Here is a 15628-nt window from a genome sequence, read left to right on the forward strand (position 1 = left end):
CCCCCTCCTCTTCTCCCACTGCTGCACAGGAAGGCCCCACCATGACCACCACGACCACCGCACCCCGCCCCGCCCACCGATTCGACCCGTACCAGGACGACCCGACGCTGCGCGCCGCCGAGGTCGCCGTCGACGCCGCGGCCGCGACCGGCGACGCCGACGCGACCGCCGCCGCAGCGCGAGCGCTGATCGTCGCCGCGGCCGCCTACGGCTGGCCCACCGCGACCGCCCTCGTCTTCAAATACGAGACGACCGGCCCCATCGCCCACGTCTGGGGACTGTGGAAAGTCCTCGACGCCGACCGCCAGGTGCTGCGCGAATGGGACGAAGAGCCCGGCGACATGACCGATGAGTCCGAGGAGGAACTGATCGCCCTCGACCTCATCAGCAACCGCCGCGCGACCCTCGACTACACCGACTTCGGAAAGCCCATCGGCTCCACGACCCTGATCCTCCACACGCTCGCGCTCTGAGCGCGTGCGCGGGCCGACCCGAAACGGGCCGGCCCGCACGAGGGGGAGAGCCCCCTCGACCCCCCGGTCACGCGCGTGGAACGGCCACGCGCGCTCGAGCGGTAGTCAGCGGCGAGGACGCGGCTTGTACTTCTTCCCCGCCCGGATGTTCCGGTTCTCGATCACCCCGACGACCGCCAGGCCGGCGGCCACGGCGACGATCAGCACCCACCCGAGCACGTTGAACCACTCACCGGTGAACGCCGCGTACGTCTGCTCACCGGCGATCGCGAAGAGCATGAACGACAGCCCGAACCAGACCATCCCGTTGCTGATCAGCGCAGCACGCGCGAGCTTGGTCCGAGGCTTCGACATGCGCCCACCCTCCCACCGGACCCTGGACGTGTCCAAGGTCCTTGGGAGGAATCTCCACCTCCTGCGCCTGGCCGTCGAGCTGGCCGGCCTCGCCTCTAGATTCGAGGAATGAGCCCCAACCACGCTGACGGCACGGTCGAGACGCAACGGCTCCTGACTCTCTGGGAGCAGCTCAGCTCCCGCCGGTTCGCGCCGAGGGACGGCCTGCACCCCTCGAACGCGATACAGGTGTGGACTTTCGCGCACCACGCCGCGCGCCTTTCGCGAGCGGTGCTCCTGCTGCACGGAGCAGGACACGACCTCGAAGCCATGCCCCTCATCAGGCAGACGATGGAATGCGCGATGAACGCGGCCTGGCTACTGGTCACCGATGACGGTGGAGCAGCGCTGAGCGCAGTAGACACGAAGAACCGGCGCCAGACCTTCAAGGAGGTGACCGACCTGGGCCTCGCTGACCTGTCCGACGTGATCCGTCGACTGGACGAGGAAGAGAATCGGGACGCCCGCGCCAAGAGCACGCGTAGCTTCAAGGAGCGGTGCGACGCGATCGCTGGAGGCCCCCAGATCTACGCGATGTACCGGACGCTAGGGCTCTACTCGCACGGCACGTCCAGCGTTGCGGACGTCTACCTCGCCATAGCGCCCGAGAACGAGGGAAACCCGTACGGCGTGAAGCTCCTATGGGAAGCGGACTGGGACCAGGGCGAGACGTGGATGCGGGTCCAAGCCCTCATGCTGCTTCTCGCTCAGATCGCAGCCGACGACGCGCAAGCCAAGCCGATGCACCGGACGCAACTCGACAGAGCACGTCGCCGTCTCGGCGTCACCTGGCAGATTCGCGCAGCGAAACCCGGCTAGGGCTGGTTGGGAAGCGAGGTCTTGTATCTCTTTGACTCCGCTCCGAGGGAGTTGACAACGGCCAAGACAGCCAGAACAGCCTCGGCAGCCCCCTGCATGTCGTTCTTCGCGGCGCACGCTTTCGCCTTCGCGAGGTACACACCCGCCAGGTCGACGCCGGTGTGGTCGTAGGCGAAGAATGACAGCTGCCCCACCTTGTGATAGTCCTCGCTCTGAAGTGCGATCTGCATGTCATCGAGTGTGTTGAGGAGCGCCTGCATCGTCATGAACCGCAGCCTAGCGGGGCGCTGAGGCCTAGCCGCGAGGAGTCCAGTTAGGGGATCGCCTAGCGGCCGCCCTCCGCGCAGACTGAGCCCATGACGTCGGTAGAACTACTCAATGCGCGCCCCCGAGACGACGCGCAGATGGAGACACTCTTCGGTTCGGGGTGGCCGGCGTTCATCTCCGCCGACCGCCTCGCGGAGGAGCACCTGCCGCACATCCGCGAGCGATTCACCCGGTTCGAGCTCGTGGTCCTCGATGAAGACGTGCCGGTCGCCGCGGGCTGGGCTGTGCCAATCCGGTGGGATGGCACCCGCGAGGGTTTGCCCGCCGGGTACGGCGACTCCCTCCGCCGGGCGCTCGAGGAGGAGGACGAGGCGACGACCCTCGTCGTCTGCGCCGCCCAGGTGCATCCCGACCGCACCGGCGCCGGCCTCGCCGGGACGCTGCTCGGCGCGTTTCGCGACCTCGGCGTCACTAGCGGCTACGACCACATGATCGTCCCGCTGCGCCCGACGATGAAGCCGCGCTACCCGCTGACCCCGATCGACGTCTACGCGGCGTGGACGCGGGAGGACGGGCTGCCGCTGGATCCGTGGCTGCGTACGCACCTGCGGATGGGCGCTCTCGTCCTCGGCGTCGCCCCTCGGTCGCAGGTGATGACCGGCACCGTCGCCCAGTGGGAGGAGTGGACCGGGATGGCCCTGCCTGCGTCGGGGGAGTACGTCATTCCCGGCGGCCTTTCGACGTTGCGCGTTGACCGTGATGCGGACGAGGGGATCTACGTGGAGCCGAACATCTGGGTGCAGCACCACTGAGCTGGCGGGTGCTGCTCTCGGCCGCGCCATGCGCGCAGCCGAGAGCAGGGCGGCACCGGAGCCCCTTGCCCGGTATGGCCGCTCGCGGCGTCAACGAAGTCCCCACTTCTCAACCGCACCGCACCATTAGACATGAAGTGCCAACGTTGGCGACGCCCCGTGCACCTGGTCGAGCGGTCTCTACTTGCGGTCGCGTCGCGCCTCGCGGCGCATGAGGACCACGAACCCCACGATCACGAACAGGACGACAAAGCCGACCGCGATGAAGGGCAGGTAGTTCAGGAAGAGAACCAGCAGGAACGCTGGCAGGTCGAGAGTCACCTAGGTCAGTTCACAAGCGCGGCCGGCGGGAGCGGAGTGCGTAATGGCTACCTCTCAAGGGCAACGGATCCGAAGGACGGGTAATCGGGGCCTTCGTAGTTCATGGCGGTGAGGGTTCTGATCGCCGGCATGGTGTGCGCTCCGGGTATTGCGATTTCCTGGTCCGGCTGTTCCGGGTCCAGGGGGCCGATGTCGAAGGAGTAGCCGGCAGTGTCGACCCAGGCGCCAGAGCTGTCCTGCTCCAGTGCACCCTCCTTGAGTTGCAGCCTCAGATCAGATGCGTCACCGGTCGACAAGTCGGTGAGGATTGCCCAGGTCGATCCGTCCGCTCGGCGCTCGATCAGGACCGATCCTGTCGTCTCGGTCTGCTGACTGACGAAGTCGCCCCTCAGAGGGAGTTGCTGCTCGAATGCGCTGAGCTCAGGGCCATCGGACGCGGCCGGCGCCGGCGAGCCTGCCGAATCCACGCCTGATGATTCGACAGCAACTCTCGATGATTCGTCGCCGGCGGTCTCGTTTGCGGTGCAGCCGGACAGCACAACTACGCCGGCTATGGCGAGCGTGATTCCGATTCTGCTGATTCCCATGGCCCGATCCTGGCATGAGGGCGCACCGGCAGTCAGGGCGCCGCTCCCTGTGCTGGAAGGGGATCTTCCGGTGCTCATGTCTCGTGCGGTCTGTTCAAGGTTGTCTGCACTCGCGGCGCGAGTGTGGCGGCGTCGGTCCATCTTTCAACCCCAGATCGCGCGAAGTATGGCAACAGCGTCGTCTAGGGAGACGTTCGCCGAAGCGGCGGAGTCCGCGAGGGCTCGTGCGCGTTCTACGACGAGTTGGGGCGCGCGTGATGCTCCTGGGGCGACGCGGGTGCCGGCGGCGGTGCGGGTGACGACGAGGCCGTCTTGCTCGAGGGTCTTGTAGGCCTTGGCAGCGGTGGCTTGGGCGACTCCGAAGTCGCGGGCCGTCTGGCGGACGGTCGGAAGGCGTTCGCCGTCACCGAGCTGTCCGGCTTGGATGGCTCCGCGGAATCGTTCGGTGATTTCCTCCGCGGTTTTGATCGTCAGCGTGGTCACTGTGTCACTCCGTCGAAGGGGATCGTCTCGATGAGCGGCCGACGTGCACGCCGGAGTGCGGCGGCGGAGCGGAGGGTGTCGGTCGCGACGCGGAGCAAGAGTGCGATGCCGATCCCCTGGCCGAGGAATCCGGCGTAGAGGAGAGGCTGCGCGAAGGTGCGGTAGGCGCTGCCGACGTAGATGAGGTTCCCGTCGGCGGTGGTCTGTCCCTCGACTCCGACAATGATCGTTCCGATATCTCCGGCGTGCATCCAGACAGCGCCGAGCGTCGTGATCAGCCCGCCGAGTAGAAGCAGGGTGAAGAGGCGAGCGGTGAGCTCTCGCTCCGGGCGCACGCTGGTGGCGGTCGATCGAGCGCGCAGGGGCCGGTTCGCGTCCGTGCGTAGTGCGAGCACGAGGGCGGCCACGGCGAGGACGAGGGTGATCAGGGTGGCGAGGTAGTTCGGCCAGCCGACGCCGGCGATGTAGCCGTAGTTCGCGTTGAAGGGCATGTAGATCGGCAGAGTGGTGTGCTCGGGCACGTTGCCGAGGAAGAACGCATCTGCCGGCGCGCTGGTGGCGATGACCGTCTGCCAGACCGACGTGAGCGCGAGCAGCGCCGCGATGACCGCGCCGACCCACAGCAGAGGCCGAGAAGCGAACTCGTTCCAGCGACGCTGAGGAGCGACCGCAGCTTCGCCCGGCGCCGGAAGGGGCTCGCGGCGCACCAAGAACATGGCGACCGTCACCACGAGGGCGGCGACGAGCAGCGGGGCAGGCCGGCGCCACCACCCCTCGAATCCGGTCGTGTCCGCCGGGGTGCTCACGTGAACGACGAACGCCACCACGATCACGAGGAGAGCGCCGGCCACTCCCGCCCAGGTCAGTGTCGACGTGCGACGTCCGCTGGTCGGCAGCGAGACGATCCGGCGCGGGTACACCCAGGACAACACGAAGCAGATGAGGCCGAACGTGACCGGAGCGGCGACGGCCGAGAGGAGTTGATACACCTCGCGGGGAATGAGCAGTGACATGGGACCTCCACAGCAGACATCAGCGGCGACGACTTCGCCTTGTGCAAGGAAGTTAGCACAATGTTGTTCTAGGAAGAAAGATCAAGATTGCACCCCCTGCCACGCACCCTGTGCTGCTCGGTCGCTGCTCGAGACGTCCCGTGAGGGGACGTTCGGATGGGGCCAGCTCCGCGGGGCTATGTCGTCGCTGTGATGACCAGAAACGGCCCCACCATCCGTCCCGTATGGGGGTCGTTCACCGGGATGGCCCGAGCTCGAGCGCAGCCCGCTTGCGGCGGGAACGGATCCTTCGGAGAACGATGCCGGTCACGAGGAACCCGAGCCCTGTCGGGATGGTGCCTGCGGTCAGAAGGACGGCGTGGAGCGCGAGTAGGAGGTAGTCGATGGAGGACAACCAGGTCATCGACAGAGGGCCGAGGACGTCCATGATCAAGAAGGAGAACAGGGAGATGGCCAGTCCACACCAGGCGAGGCTCGCTGCGGCAGGAATCAAGGCGAGCGGGACGCGGCGACGCGGATGTCTCCGGGCCACTATGTGAGCGGCGACAGCGGCGAGGGCGATCCACGTCCCGACGCCGATCGCACCGAACGCGATTCCGAAAACTCCCTCAGACGGGTCCGAATCGGTCACGCCCGTTGCGACCATGAAGCTGCTGAGCATGAGAATCAGGGCTGCTATCGCGGTGGCGAGTCCCACGCCCGACCAGGTGATGAGGCTGTCCAGTGAAGTTTCGGGTGCTGTAGTCGAGGTCGTCGGAGTTGCTGGAGCGGGAGTGTTGGTCACGATCAGGGGTCCTCGTTGGTAGCGGGAAGGACGTGGCTCATCGTGCAGTGACGGTGAGGTTCAGCTCTTCCCCTACGCGCAATATCTCGTTCGAGGGGAAGCGGAACGGGTTGAGGTAAAACAGGTCATCGTCCGTCATGCCGAATCGTGCCGCGACGTCCTCTGCGAGGTCGTTGCGAGCGACGCTGTATGACGTTGGTACTCCGTTCGTCGTTTTGGTCTCGCCACGTGCTGCTGCGCGCGGGCCGGTGTCCCGGGCGACGAGGGTGCTGCGTTGGGGCTCCACACTCCACTGGATGTCAGCGATGGCGATGATTTCCGTCGAGCAGTCCGGGTCGTTCTGCGGTCGGGTCGTGAGGACGAGCTGATCGATCGCTGTCGGGTCGCCGCGGAACTCGGCGAGGTTCCGCCACGCCTTGTAGGGCTTTCCCGACTCCGCGTCCGCGAGGCGCATCGGGAAATCAACGTTGAAACAGGTGGCACCCTCATCGATCGGATCCAGCGCCCCCATGACCGCGACGAAACCGGAAGAGGATTCTGTTGCGGCGGGGATCGCGAGCGCCTCTGACGCGAGGGCCAGCCGACCGTCTGCCGCACTCAAGCGAATGACGCTGGCCGTCCCATCGCTCCCCGTGAACGTTGCCACGCCAAGGTCGCCGGTGAGCGCAGCGTCGGAGCTGCCATCCGTGGGCGTCACCCGAGCCGGCGGCGTGGGCTGTGGCGTGCATCCCGTGATGACGATCAGGCATGCTGCGACTACGACCGTGCTTCGCGCCCTCGAGAATGCCCCCATCGGCTCAGGGTAAGCAATGTCCCCACTCCTTTCTTGGTGGGCAGCGTTGGCGCCTTCTCCTGTAACGCTAGGGATGATCGTCTACCGGGTGGGTTGGTTGAAGGATTCTCTGGCGTCGGTGATGGTGCTTCCGTTGCGGAGGGTGAGTGTGACGGTGAAGGTCGGCTCGGGTCCGCTGCGGCCCGTCTCGCCTCCCTCGGTGAGGCCGGTTCCGGGCCACCAGGCTGCCCAGTGGCCGTCTGTGATCGTGGCGAGGACGCTCGTGCCGTCGTTGGTGCGGATGGTGAGTCCGGTCACGTCCGAGCCGACATCGCCGCTGGTGAAGACGGCGGGCGGAAGGTTCTCGCCGGTGAACTGGCTGATGCCTCCCTGCGTGTATTCGTCAGCGAGCGGAGTGAACCCGCCCTCGCTTCCGGTGGAACTGATGAGCGCCCTCCCGGCAGTGCTCGTCCCGGCCGGGATCTCGATGAGGCACGCCCGCTGGCTGGGGGTCGTGTAGGAGAGCAGGACCCAGTCGCCGCGCCGTTCCCCTATCGCCGGCTGCCCGAGCTGCTCCGTGTCACCAGCTGCACACGCCGCGCCGGCGACGGTCAGGTCGGAGGCGCTGGCAACCTCCGCGGTCGACGTCCATGAGGCGTACGCGCGGGAGTCGACACCGGACGGCAGGACGGCGAGAGCGACCCCCAGCGCTGCGGCCGCGAGTCCTGCGGGAAGGATGAACTGCCATCCCCGAGGACGCCGAGCGGCGGGCTCTCGAGCGGCCACCGGGTCGCTGTGGAGGATCATCTGGAGCCGCGCTTCGGCGGCCTCGCGAGCCGGGCCGTCGAGCTCGTACTGGGCGGCCGGGTCGAGGTCTTTCGTGGCGAGGAGTTCGGGCGTGGTCATGATGCCTCCAAGGCGGGCGCGTGGTGCTGATGCGAAGGGGGATCGAGCAGTGCCCGCAGCGCGGTGCGTGCTCGGTGAAGTCGGAGCCGGAAGGCGACGGCGGTGATGCCGAGCACTCCGGCCGCGGACGGGGAGTCGAGTCCTTCCCAGGCCGTCAGCGCGATCGCTTCCTGGTGCTGCGGTTTGAGTTGCTGCCACGCCTGGTAGAGGTCGAGCCGGGTCGCGATCGCGTCCTCCGGTGACCGCGCGGCCGCGTCGGTGTGAGCGGCGACCCGGATCGCGAGCGCGGCGGAGCGCTGCTGGCCGCGAAGGTCGTTGAGGAGGCAATTCCGGGCGATGGTGAACAGCCACGCCCGCGCGGGCTCGTCCTCCGACGGCGCGGTGTCGTGGCGGCGCCAGGCGATCAGGAACGCCTCGTGCGCGAGGTCGGCGGCACGCTCGGGGTCAGCGCGACGCCTCAGGAATCTGACGACGCTGACGTACTCGCGTTCGTACAGCTCGGAGAAGCTCGCCTCGCGAGCGGACTGTGGTGGGCTCATACCTGGGACATGTCCCCAGCCGAGCTGCTGTTACAGATGATCGACCAGTTGATGTTCTGTCCCACTCCGGGACCTCGGCTACGGAACCGCTCGCGAATGATGAAGCCCGAGTTCGGCACGTCAGGCGCCGAGGGCGCCAGGCAGTTTCCTTTCGAGTCGCGCTGCTCGGCTCGCGGCGAGTCCGATCGCCAGCAGCACGCCGCACACGATGGGGAGCTGCAGTCCAGCCGGCAGCGCTGGATACATCGGGAAGAGCACTGCTCCGAGCACCTCAATCCCGATCAGCAGGACAGGCAGACCGATGAGTACGAGCGTCGAAACCGCGGCGGTGACTCGCCCGCGCCAGGGGAGCGCTGTGAGCAGGCCGAGCGCTGCGATAGGCGCCGCTGTCGAGAGGCCGGGACCAAGCCACCCAGCGGACGCCGAAACGAAAGCGATGATCAGTTCCGCGGCAGAAGCCGCCAGTGCCATGCCGCGGGCGGCACCTGTTCGTCCGGCCACCGCGAGCCCGAGCGCGACAACGAAAGCGGCTCCCGCAAAGACGGAGGGATTGGTGAACGGTCCGATCGCGCCGGGATAGTTGATCCCCGGTGACCAGTTGATCGTGAAGTAGAAGATGAAGAACGCCGTGGCGAGAGCGAGCGGAATGATCGCGGCCGGCGATCGGCCAGCGTGCGAACGGAAGTGATGACGCACCCCACCGACCATCAAAGTGACTCGCTGTCCGAGCGTGGGGCGGGACCGGCCTGCGTCGTCGGCTTCGTCCAACAGGATGCCGAGCAGCACCTCACCGTGCTCCGCCCTCCATACGGGCGGGTACCAGCGCAACGCGCGTCGGAAGCGGTCGGCTCGGTAGGCGTCATCGTTCGTCGTCATGCCGTTCTCCAATCAGGGGCGTGGCCAGGTCGGATCGCTGCGGCGGGAACGAGTCCGAGGTTCGCCCGTGCTCGGCGCGCGCTGGCTTCCATGCGGTCGACCTCGACACCGAGCGCAGTACGGCCGGCGTCGGTCAGTCGGAAGTAGCGACGGACTCGACCGTTGATCCGCTCATCTCCATCGGAAGAGATGAGTCCCTCCGTATCGAGCCGTTCAAGTGCCGCGTAAAGCGTCGTCACTCGAAGGCGCACGCGATCCTCGGACTGCTCCTCGATGTCCTGGAGGAGTGCGTAACCGTGGCGCCGACCTGTCGCCAACGTGGTCAAGATCCAGAACGTCGTCTCTCGCATCTCGCCGACCATGATCCGAACCATACTCCAACGCTCGCACTATGAGTCACCGAGTGACTCCACCGCACTCGTGCGCCAACACTTGGCGCTACATTCCGGGAATGACCAATCGCACGCTCGGCAACGCGTACACGGCCGTCCTTCTGATCGTGGGTGCGGCAATGACTTTCATCGGCGCGTTCACCTCAGGCTCAGTGGGCGCCACCGCCGCCGTCGCCTTCGGTGCAGCGGCGGTGGCGGCGGGGCTCGTACTCATCGGTATCCGCTTGACGACCCCCACCCGTTAGTCGCGCGACGAGCGGACTTGAGGAGCGGTCCCGTAAGGGGATCGATCCGCGGGACGCTTTCAGCGGACTGCTCGGAGGGGCTACTGCTCGTCTTTCCGGGCTGCTCGGCCGACGAAGTGCACGGACCGTCGAGCGTCGACGAGTTCGCGCTTCTCGAAGTGGCGAACGACGAAGGCTCCTGCGACGAACGAGTAGCCGATGCCCTCCGCGATTCGTGTGAGGACCGGGATGGTGCTGATGATCTGTTCGACGGTGGGTGATCCGTTGGCTTGGTAGGGGGCGATCCAGAACGGCACGATCGTGCCGAAGACGATGCCCAGGAGAATCCCGGCGACACCGATCCAGAACATGGAAGTGGACGAAAGTGCTCTGAGCATGGGATCCCCGGAATGTTCGGTGGGCGAGTCGAGAGGCGCCGCTGTCGGACGCGCCGTCCTCGCTCACGGCTGATCGGTCTGGTTACAAGCGCAGGTTGAGCGCGGCGAGGACGGTGACGAGGCCGGCCGCGACGACGACGACCGTCAGTGCAACGCGCCCCGCCGTACGGCGGAGAAGGCCGGTCATCGTGGCGGCGTCCGCCACGCGAGTCGCGATCACGAGGTCAGGAACGCCGGCCGGCGGTTGCGGTGGCGTCGTGGAGTCGTCTTCGCTGGCCGGGACGCTCACGGTCTGCTGAGCCGGCTCGATCCGATCGGGCAGCTTCTTGAAGCGGCCATCATTCGATTCGCCCACAGCGACCTCCCCAGCGGTCGCCGCATCGCGACCCTCCTTCGTGACTGTAGCCGTGCAACTCCATTGCGTCAGCGTGAGCGCGTAGCGGCCTGGAGCTGGAGACTGCTGCGGCGCACGTCTCCTCTCCACTCCTCGAGCGTCCACCGATCGGGTCCCGTAGAGGAACCTGCTGCTTCCCGAGCGCGCTGCTCGCTGCCATAGATTCCAACGACGTCGGTGGCGTCTGCCCAGAGGGCTGTCCTGAGGAGGAGGTAGTGCTCACCGTCACTGCTGTTCTTCACGCCTCGGATCCTCGTCGGTTCCGACGTCGTTCGGTCACCGTGGCGCGAGGTATCACAGTGCTGGCGCGCGTCCCGTATCGGGATCCTAAACCGGTCACCTATAGCGGCGTTTCTCGCGGCGTCGTTGCGCTCCTCAGCGCGTGTGTTCTCGCGGCACTGTGCGACTGGGCTACTCCGCGTCGTCGCTAGCAGTGTCGCCCCGGCCGCTTGCAAGAGGTCTGTAGCTGGGCAGAGGGGTGGAGCTCGCATCGAACCCCTCAGGGCGATCGTCTCCGTGATCCGCGGTCTCGCGGTCGGCTTCCATGCGCTGCCGCCGTGCCTGCTCCTCGGCCACGGCAAAATCGATGAGCCTCTTCGATCCGTACATACGACCACCTCATTCCTCGGAGTGGCGAGCGTATCGACCTCGGCTGGGGAAGGCGTCATCCCGGTACACACGACCGCTGCCCGCGGTTCCCGCCGCAGCCGACGTCGCCCGTGCCCCAGGTCGCTTACCGGCATTCGCTGCAGCGTGTTCCGTATGGGGATCGATCTGCGGGACGCTTTCAGCGGACCGCTCGGAGGGGCTTGGCGTCGTCGTCGCTTGCTGGTGATGCCGCCAGGGTCGACCGCAGGTCTTCTCGTGCTCGTTGGTAGCGGGTGCGTGCCGTGGACGCGGGGACGCCGAGGAGTTGTCCTGCTTCGGTGATGGAGAAGCCGTCCCAGTGGATGAGGCGGACGAGCTCGGCCTGTTCTGGCGCGAGCCTGGCGATCGCATCGCGCACGTCGACTCCTTCGTCGGCGGGGCGTCCTTCGGTAGGAGCGGTCGCCAGAACGCCGCGGAGCCGGCCGGAGAGGTCGGCTCGCCTGTTCTCAGTGCGGGTGCTGTTCGAGAGGACGTTCCGGGCGATGCCGAAAAGCCACATCCGCGACTCCTCCGCGGTGCGGGGAAGGGCGCCTACGCGGCGCCATGCGGTGAGCATGACGTCCGCGAGTGCGTCGGCGGCGTCCTCGAGAGGGAGGCGGCGTTGCAGGTACTTGAGCAGGTCAGGCGAGGCGACGCGCAGCGCCTCGGTGAGTCGCTCCGCCTCGTCGGTCTTCCTGCGGGTCACCAGGTCGCTCCGGGGCAGTGGGCCTCGCCCGCGATGCTGAGGTTCGCGGCGTCGACGTCGACGTTCTGCGCAGTGAGCTCGGCGTCGAGAGCGTTGCTGATGATGCGCCCGACGGCGGTCGAGTACTCCCGGTCGGCGTTGTAGAACTCGGTGCCGTAGCCGGCCGGCGTGCGGGATCCGTCAGCGTTGATGAAGGATCGGTCCTCGGTACGCAGCTGCGCGATGGTCTCCTGGAGTGCCCCGTCGCTGAGGAGGGCGTCTATGTCGGTCGTCTGGTAGAAGTTATCGACCACGGCGACGGCCGCCGGATCGGTTCCTTGAACGTCTCCCATGCGCTCCTCACACTGAACACCGCTGGGCAGCGAATAGGTGATCGAGGCGTCCGGCGTCTCCGCCCACGGCGACCACGCGCCCGTCGCCGCGGCGGCCGCGGTCGCCATGCCACCGAGCAGTACCAGCGACGCCACTCCGGCGACCGCAGGACGCGCCCAGCGGTGACGGTTGACGCGGGCCTCTGCCGCCGCGAGCTGCTGAAGCTCGGCCAGCTCGACAGCGACGTCGTTCGTCACTGTCGATGTGCGGGGGCTGGACTCATCCAGCAGGACGTCCAGGGGGTCTCGGTCAGGGGCGGCAGTCATGACGGGCTCCTTCGAAAGCGGGTTCATCCTGTACATGTCCACCCGACCCGCAAACGTCTGCCGCAGCATGAAACCGGCTCGCCGCCCTCGTCGCGGTGCCAGCGCCGACGCCGGACGTCAGGTCGCGAGGGAAGAGGCGAGTTCGGCGGGCGCTCCTGCGGAGCGGGGCTGCCACGACTCGAAGACGCCGTAGGCGATGATCCGCTCCGCGGTCGACAGCAGCGGATTGCAGCTCGTCATCGTGATCAGACGATCCGTCGGAACGACGTCGCTCGTCCAGGGGACCGGATCGATGACCTGCACTTCGGAGGGCTGCACGTATTCGAGGTTCCGGAACCGATAGGTGTACCAGCCGTCGGCGGTCTCGATGTAGATCGCGTCACCTAGTTGCAGCTCATCGATGAGGTGCATTCCTCCGCCGGCGGCGGAGCGGTGCGCCGCGATCGCGAAGTTCCCCATTTCGCCGGGCATCTGCGTTCCCGGGTAGTGGCCGATGCTGCCCACGTCGAGCACGTTCTCCGCGTCGACGCCCTCAGCGATCGTGCGCACCCACCCCTCGCCGTACCGGGGGATGTAGAGGTTGCCGAACGTGGTGTCCAGAGCTGCGACCGGCGCGATCACCGGGTCACCGGGGACGGCCGGCTCAGCGGTCGGCTCGGACGGCGCCTCCGCGGACGGCGCGTCATCGCCCCAGCTCTGGCGCAGCTCGGCCGCTTGATCTTCCTGCCGCCCTGCGATCACCGCATCGTTCCACCACAGCTGCCAGGCGAGGAACAGCAGAACGAGCACCCCTACGGTCATCAGCAGCTCACCCAAGACGCCGAAGAAGGACAGGCGGCGACGAGCCGGACGACGTCGGCGCCGCGACACGTCCACGGATGACGAAGCAGTCATGCGCAGGAGTCTAGGTGTGCCGCTCTCACCCGCATCGCTGCTGGAGATCGTTCACCGAACGAGCGATCGCCCTGGTGAAGCTAGCTGCGCGGAGAGGCGTCGTTGTGCCAGTACGCGGCAATTGCCGAGGTTCGCCGCACTACCGCGTCCGCCGAGGCAGGCGCCGGCCACAGATACAGCGCGTACCGGTCAGGCGCCGGATGCGCTTCGTCGGCGACATCTTGTCGCCGGCCCTCTTCCATGCCGGAAGCGCACCACCGGGCCCGATAGGCGGACGCCGTGAGCTGGAACGACGCGGCGGAGTCCCCAGACCATCCGCTAAGCACCGCATCCGGTCCTTCGGGCTGGAAGCTCGCCTCGACGATCTCCTCCCACAAGCCGAGCTCAGGCGCTGTGTCCAACGTGCTGACTCGAACCTGTACGTACCCGGTGTGGATACCTGTCCGCATGAAGAGGGCGCCGGGCAAGCTCGCTCCGCACAGCCCATTCTCTTGTCCGTCGAACGCATCACGAGGATCCTCAACCGACGCAGCGCCGGTTGTGAGTTGCAGCTGGGAGTAGTGCGTCCACACGGTTCCATCGAAGACGACTGGCATAACAGCCATCCTCCTCGACGTTCCCAGCGTCGCGTCCCATATGGGGATCGCTGGCCGGGCGTCCGGGAGGATCAGCGCATGTTGCCGGATGTCGAGCTTGCCGCAGCGCTCGAGGCTGTCGGGGTGCGGCGGCGGTGCTCGACGTCGACGTTGGGTAGCTTCGGGACATGGATGAAGCCACTGAGCCGTCCGCGCGTGGGTAGCGTATCGATCTCAACGAGCCGCCGAGGCTTCTGTGCAGTGAAGCGGAGGCAGCGCTCGTGCGCGCGTCGGAGGAGAGTGCACTTCTTCGCAGCCAGCCCTCGGGATCCAGTGGGAGGGAGAGGGTCGTTTCTGCTGCGCGCTCCGCTGTTCTTCTCGGTGCCAACGAGGACGAGCTCGCCGTGGCGATGGGGTTCACGCTCGAGGCTGTTCGGTCGATGCTCCGCGACGCTTGAACTAGGCCCGGGCCGTCCCGTATGGGATCCGCTCGCGCTTGCGCCACGCCTCGAGGAACGTCAACGACACCACGTCCTCCGCCTCCCCAGGAGTCGGAGCGAGCCCGAGCGCGTGCCGGCGGACGCGGTCGCGGTGCCGGTCGAAGATGCGACCGAACGCCTCACCCTCACCCGCTACGACGCGAGCCCAGTCCTGCTCATCAGTGACGCTCATACCAAGAAGTGTCCGCAGCGCTGCAAATCGCTGCACCCTTGGCCAAGTCCCCTCGAGTGCGAAGACTTGTGCCGTCCCGTAGGGGGATCGTTCAGCGGTTCACGCGATTCGCCGCCGTCGGAACGATCGGCAGCTTCTTCGCGCGAAGGGTGGTGGCGAGGAGCCGGCCGAGGAGGGAGGCGATGCCTGCCGTGACTGCGTATTCCGTGATGAGGCCCGCGGAGGAGGGCCAGGTCGCGTTTCCCGACGCGAGTACCAGTGCGGTGGAGGCGGCGGCGCCGATCACGAGTCCCAGACCCAGGAACGCGGCCGCCTGCCCGACACGCGGGAAGCGGCGTGTCCGCCGGTCGAGCCAGAGACTCGAGGGAAGCCACAGGAGTGCGCCCGCGACAGTGAACGCAGCTGCCGTGCCCGCGATGAGCCCTGCTGCGGACCCGCCCGATACATCCCAGCTGCCCGCTGTTCGCAGCAGCGCGAGGACCGCAACGGCCGGCCACGCCAGAATCCCCCATGCCAGTTCTCGTGTTTCCATGAGCATCATGGTCCGGCACGTCGGTGAACACGCCATGAATCAGAACGTTCAGCACTCCACGATCATGTGTTCCGTAAGGGGATCGTTGAGCGGCAGAGGGGGCGCTGCGCTATGTCGTCGCTCGGTCTTCCGGCGACTCGGTGATGAGCTCCTGCTTGCGTTCGGCTCTGAGCGCGACGACGGTTCCCGCGAGAGCGAGTGCGGCGGCTGCGGTGAAGAGGGCGGTGGCGTCCCACCTGTAGTGACGGATGGTGATGCCTGGTGAGGTCTCGCTGGCTGCGTAGGTGCAGGACAGGCCGAGCGGGTAGAGGATCTTCTCGCCCGACACGCGGCTGGAGTAGAGATCGATCCCGTCGGGGTACTCGCTCTTCTGGCACTGCACGGCGCCCGGTTCCCAGCCGGTCTGAACCCAGCCGATCGTGTGTGTGAGAAGGGCGACTGGGGTCCCGACCACCATCGCGAGGATGCCGAGCGTCTTCGCGGTCCGCAGTTCCAACCCGTCAGAGTAGGGCGGACACCACCCACCACGCG

Annotated in this window: 25 protein-coding genes; 4 read left to right on the forward strand and 21 right to left on the reverse strand. The window is 67.0% G+C overall.

Annotation, left to right across the window (positions count from 1 at the left end; all coding sequences use genetic code 11):
* Window positions 1-41 precede the first annotated feature (41 nt).
* Window positions 42-473: a hypothetical protein gene (locus C5C55_RS16365; protein ID WP_146080959.1), complete on the forward strand. Its 432-nt coding sequence runs from the start codon at window positions 42-44 to the stop codon at window positions 471-473.
* Between the two features lie 105 nt (window positions 474-578).
* Here the strand turns inward: C5C55_RS16365 and C5C55_RS14525 are convergent, their stop codons facing one another.
* Window positions 579-827, reverse strand: coding sequence for a hypothetical protein (locus tag C5C55_RS14525; RefSeq protein WP_104233598.1), 249 nt, complete (start codon window positions 825-827; stop codon window positions 579-581).
* A gap of 108 nt (window positions 828-935) precedes the next feature.
* On the opposite strand from C5C55_RS14525, the gene C5C55_RS14530 reads away from it, so the two are divergent.
* The gene (locus C5C55_RS14530) at window positions 936-1685 is read left to right on the forward strand and encodes a DUF5677 domain-containing protein (protein ID WP_104234391.1); all 750 of its coding nucleotides are present in this window, start codon (window positions 936-938) and stop codon (window positions 1683-1685) included.
* Here the strand turns inward: C5C55_RS14530 and C5C55_RS14535 are convergent.
* A complete protein-coding gene (locus C5C55_RS14535) occupies window positions 1682-1951 on the reverse strand; it encodes a hypothetical protein (RefSeq protein WP_104234392.1) in 270 nt (89 codons plus the stop codon). The genes C5C55_RS14530 and C5C55_RS14535 overlap by 4 nt on opposite strands.
* A gap of 138 nt (window positions 1952-2089) precedes the next feature.
* Between C5C55_RS14535 and C5C55_RS14540 the strand changes: the two genes are divergently transcribed.
* On the forward strand, window positions 2090-2764 hold the full coding sequence (locus C5C55_RS14540) for a hypothetical protein (RefSeq protein WP_219813018.1): 675 nt from the start codon (window positions 2090-2092) through the stop codon (window positions 2762-2764).
* A 180-nt stretch (window positions 2765-2944) separates the two neighbouring features.
* Here the strand turns inward: C5C55_RS14540 and C5C55_RS16680 are convergent, their stop codons facing one another.
* From C5C55_RS16680 to C5C55_RS14585, 10 genes are all read right to left on the reverse strand, one after another.
* Window positions 2945-3085: a hypothetical protein gene (locus C5C55_RS16680; RefSeq protein WP_181067866.1), complete on the reverse strand. Its 141-nt coding sequence runs from the start codon at window positions 3083-3085 to the stop codon at window positions 2945-2947.
* A gap of 47 nt (window positions 3086-3132) precedes the next feature.
* Window positions 3133-3672 carry a hypothetical protein gene (locus C5C55_RS14545; protein WP_146080960.1) on the reverse strand — a complete coding sequence of 180 codons (540 nt, stop codon included), beginning with the start codon at window positions 3670-3672 and terminating at the stop codon, window positions 3133-3135.
* A 144-nt stretch (window positions 3673-3816) separates the two neighbouring features.
* Window positions 3817-4155, reverse strand: a complete 339-nt coding sequence (locus tag C5C55_RS14550; protein WP_104234395.1) for a GntR family transcriptional regulator — start codon at window positions 4153-4155, stop codon at window positions 3817-3819.
* Entirely contained in the window at window positions 4152-5168 is a 1017-nt protein-coding gene (locus C5C55_RS14555; RefSeq protein WP_104234396.1) for a hypothetical protein, read from the reverse strand. Before C5C55_RS14555 ends, C5C55_RS14550 begins: the two co-directional genes overlap by 4 nt.
* A 235-nt stretch (window positions 5169-5403) precedes the next feature.
* A complete protein-coding gene (locus C5C55_RS14560; RefSeq protein ID WP_104234397.1) occupies window positions 5404-5865 on the reverse strand; it encodes a hypothetical protein in 462 nt (153 codons plus the stop codon).
* A 124-nt stretch (window positions 5866-5989) separates the two neighbouring features.
* Window positions 5990-6745 (reverse strand): hypothetical protein, encoded by a 756-nt coding sequence (locus C5C55_RS14565; protein ID WP_146080961.1) that lies wholly within the window; start codon window positions 6743-6745, stop codon window positions 5990-5992.
* 81 nt (window positions 6746-6826) lie between these two features.
* Window positions 6827-7630, reverse strand: coding sequence for a hypothetical protein (locus C5C55_RS14570; protein ID WP_104234399.1), 804 nt, complete (start codon window positions 7628-7630; stop codon window positions 6827-6829).
* Complete coding sequence (locus C5C55_RS14575; protein ID WP_104234400.1) at window positions 7627-8169, reverse strand: RNA polymerase sigma factor; 543 nt, start codon at window positions 8167-8169, stop codon at window positions 7627-7629. Before C5C55_RS14575 ends, C5C55_RS14570 begins: the two co-directional genes overlap by 4 nt.
* A 120-nt stretch (window positions 8170-8289) precedes the next feature.
* Window positions 8290-9045 carry a hypothetical protein gene (locus tag C5C55_RS14580; RefSeq protein ID WP_104234401.1) on the reverse strand — a complete coding sequence of 252 codons (756 nt, stop codon included), beginning with the start codon at window positions 9043-9045 and terminating at the stop codon, window positions 8290-8292.
* Window positions 9042-9407: a PadR family transcriptional regulator gene (locus C5C55_RS14585; protein ID WP_219813019.1), complete on the reverse strand. Its 366-nt coding sequence runs from the start codon at window positions 9405-9407 to the stop codon at window positions 9042-9044. The genes C5C55_RS14580 and C5C55_RS14585 overlap by 4 nt, the downstream gene beginning before the upstream one ends.
* Before the next feature lie 89 nt (window positions 9408-9496).
* On the opposite strand from C5C55_RS14585, the gene C5C55_RS14590 reads away from it, so the two are divergent.
* Window positions 9497-9682 (forward strand): hypothetical protein, encoded by a 186-nt coding sequence (locus tag C5C55_RS14590; RefSeq protein WP_104234402.1) that lies wholly within the window; start codon window positions 9497-9499, stop codon window positions 9680-9682.
* 80 nt (window positions 9683-9762) lie between these two features.
* Here the strand turns inward: C5C55_RS14590 and C5C55_RS14595 are convergent, their stop codons facing one another.
* The 9 genes from C5C55_RS14595 to C5C55_RS14640 all read right to left on the reverse strand — a co-directional run bounded on the left by C5C55_RS14595 (window position 9763) and on the right by C5C55_RS14640 (window position 15593).
* Window positions 9763-10032 (reverse strand): hypothetical protein, encoded by a 270-nt coding sequence (locus tag C5C55_RS14595; protein ID WP_104224259.1) that lies wholly within the window; start codon window positions 10030-10032, stop codon window positions 9763-9765.
* 109 nt (window positions 10033-10141) lie between these two features.
* Window positions 10142-10414, reverse strand: a complete 273-nt coding sequence (locus tag C5C55_RS14600; RefSeq protein WP_104227086.1) for a hypothetical protein — start codon at window positions 10412-10414, stop codon at window positions 10142-10144.
* A gap of 826 nt (window positions 10415-11240) precedes the next feature.
* A complete protein-coding gene (locus C5C55_RS14610) occupies window positions 11241-11786 on the reverse strand; it encodes an RNA polymerase sigma factor (protein ID WP_104224254.1) in 546 nt (181 codons plus the stop codon).
* Window positions 11783-12493 (reverse strand): hypothetical protein, encoded by a 711-nt coding sequence (locus C5C55_RS14615; RefSeq protein ID WP_104234403.1) that lies wholly within the window; start codon window positions 12491-12493, stop codon window positions 11783-11785. The genes C5C55_RS14610 and C5C55_RS14615 overlap by 4 nt, the downstream gene beginning before the upstream one ends.
* 48 nt (window positions 12494-12541) lie before the next feature.
* On the reverse strand, window positions 12542-13318 hold the full coding sequence (locus C5C55_RS14620; RefSeq protein ID WP_104234404.1) for a class E sortase: 777 nt from the start codon (window positions 13316-13318) through the stop codon (window positions 12542-12544).
* Between the two features lie 80 nt (window positions 13319-13398).
* The gene (locus C5C55_RS14625) at window positions 13399-13914 is read right to left on the reverse strand and encodes a hypothetical protein (RefSeq protein WP_104234405.1); all 516 of its coding nucleotides are present in this window, start codon (window positions 13912-13914) and stop codon (window positions 13399-13401) included.
* A gap of 438 nt (window positions 13915-14352) precedes the next feature.
* Window positions 14353-14565: a sigma factor gene (locus C5C55_RS14630; protein WP_104234406.1), complete on the reverse strand. Its 213-nt coding sequence runs from the start codon at window positions 14563-14565 to the stop codon at window positions 14353-14355.
* A 91-nt stretch (window positions 14566-14656) separates the two neighbouring features.
* The gene (locus C5C55_RS16370; protein ID WP_146079377.1) at window positions 14657-15106 is read right to left on the reverse strand and encodes a hypothetical protein; all 450 of its coding nucleotides are present in this window, start codon (window positions 15104-15106) and stop codon (window positions 14657-14659) included.
* A 100-nt stretch (window positions 15107-15206) separates the two neighbouring features.
* On the reverse strand, window positions 15207-15593 hold the full coding sequence (locus C5C55_RS14640) for a hypothetical protein (protein ID WP_104234408.1): 387 nt from the start codon (window positions 15591-15593) through the stop codon (window positions 15207-15209).
* Window positions 15594-15628: the final 35 nt, after the last annotated feature.

Source organism: Rathayibacter sp. AY1C2, assembly GCF_002931195.1.
GTDB lineage: Bacteria > Actinomycetota > Actinomycetes > Actinomycetales > Microbacteriaceae > Rathayibacter.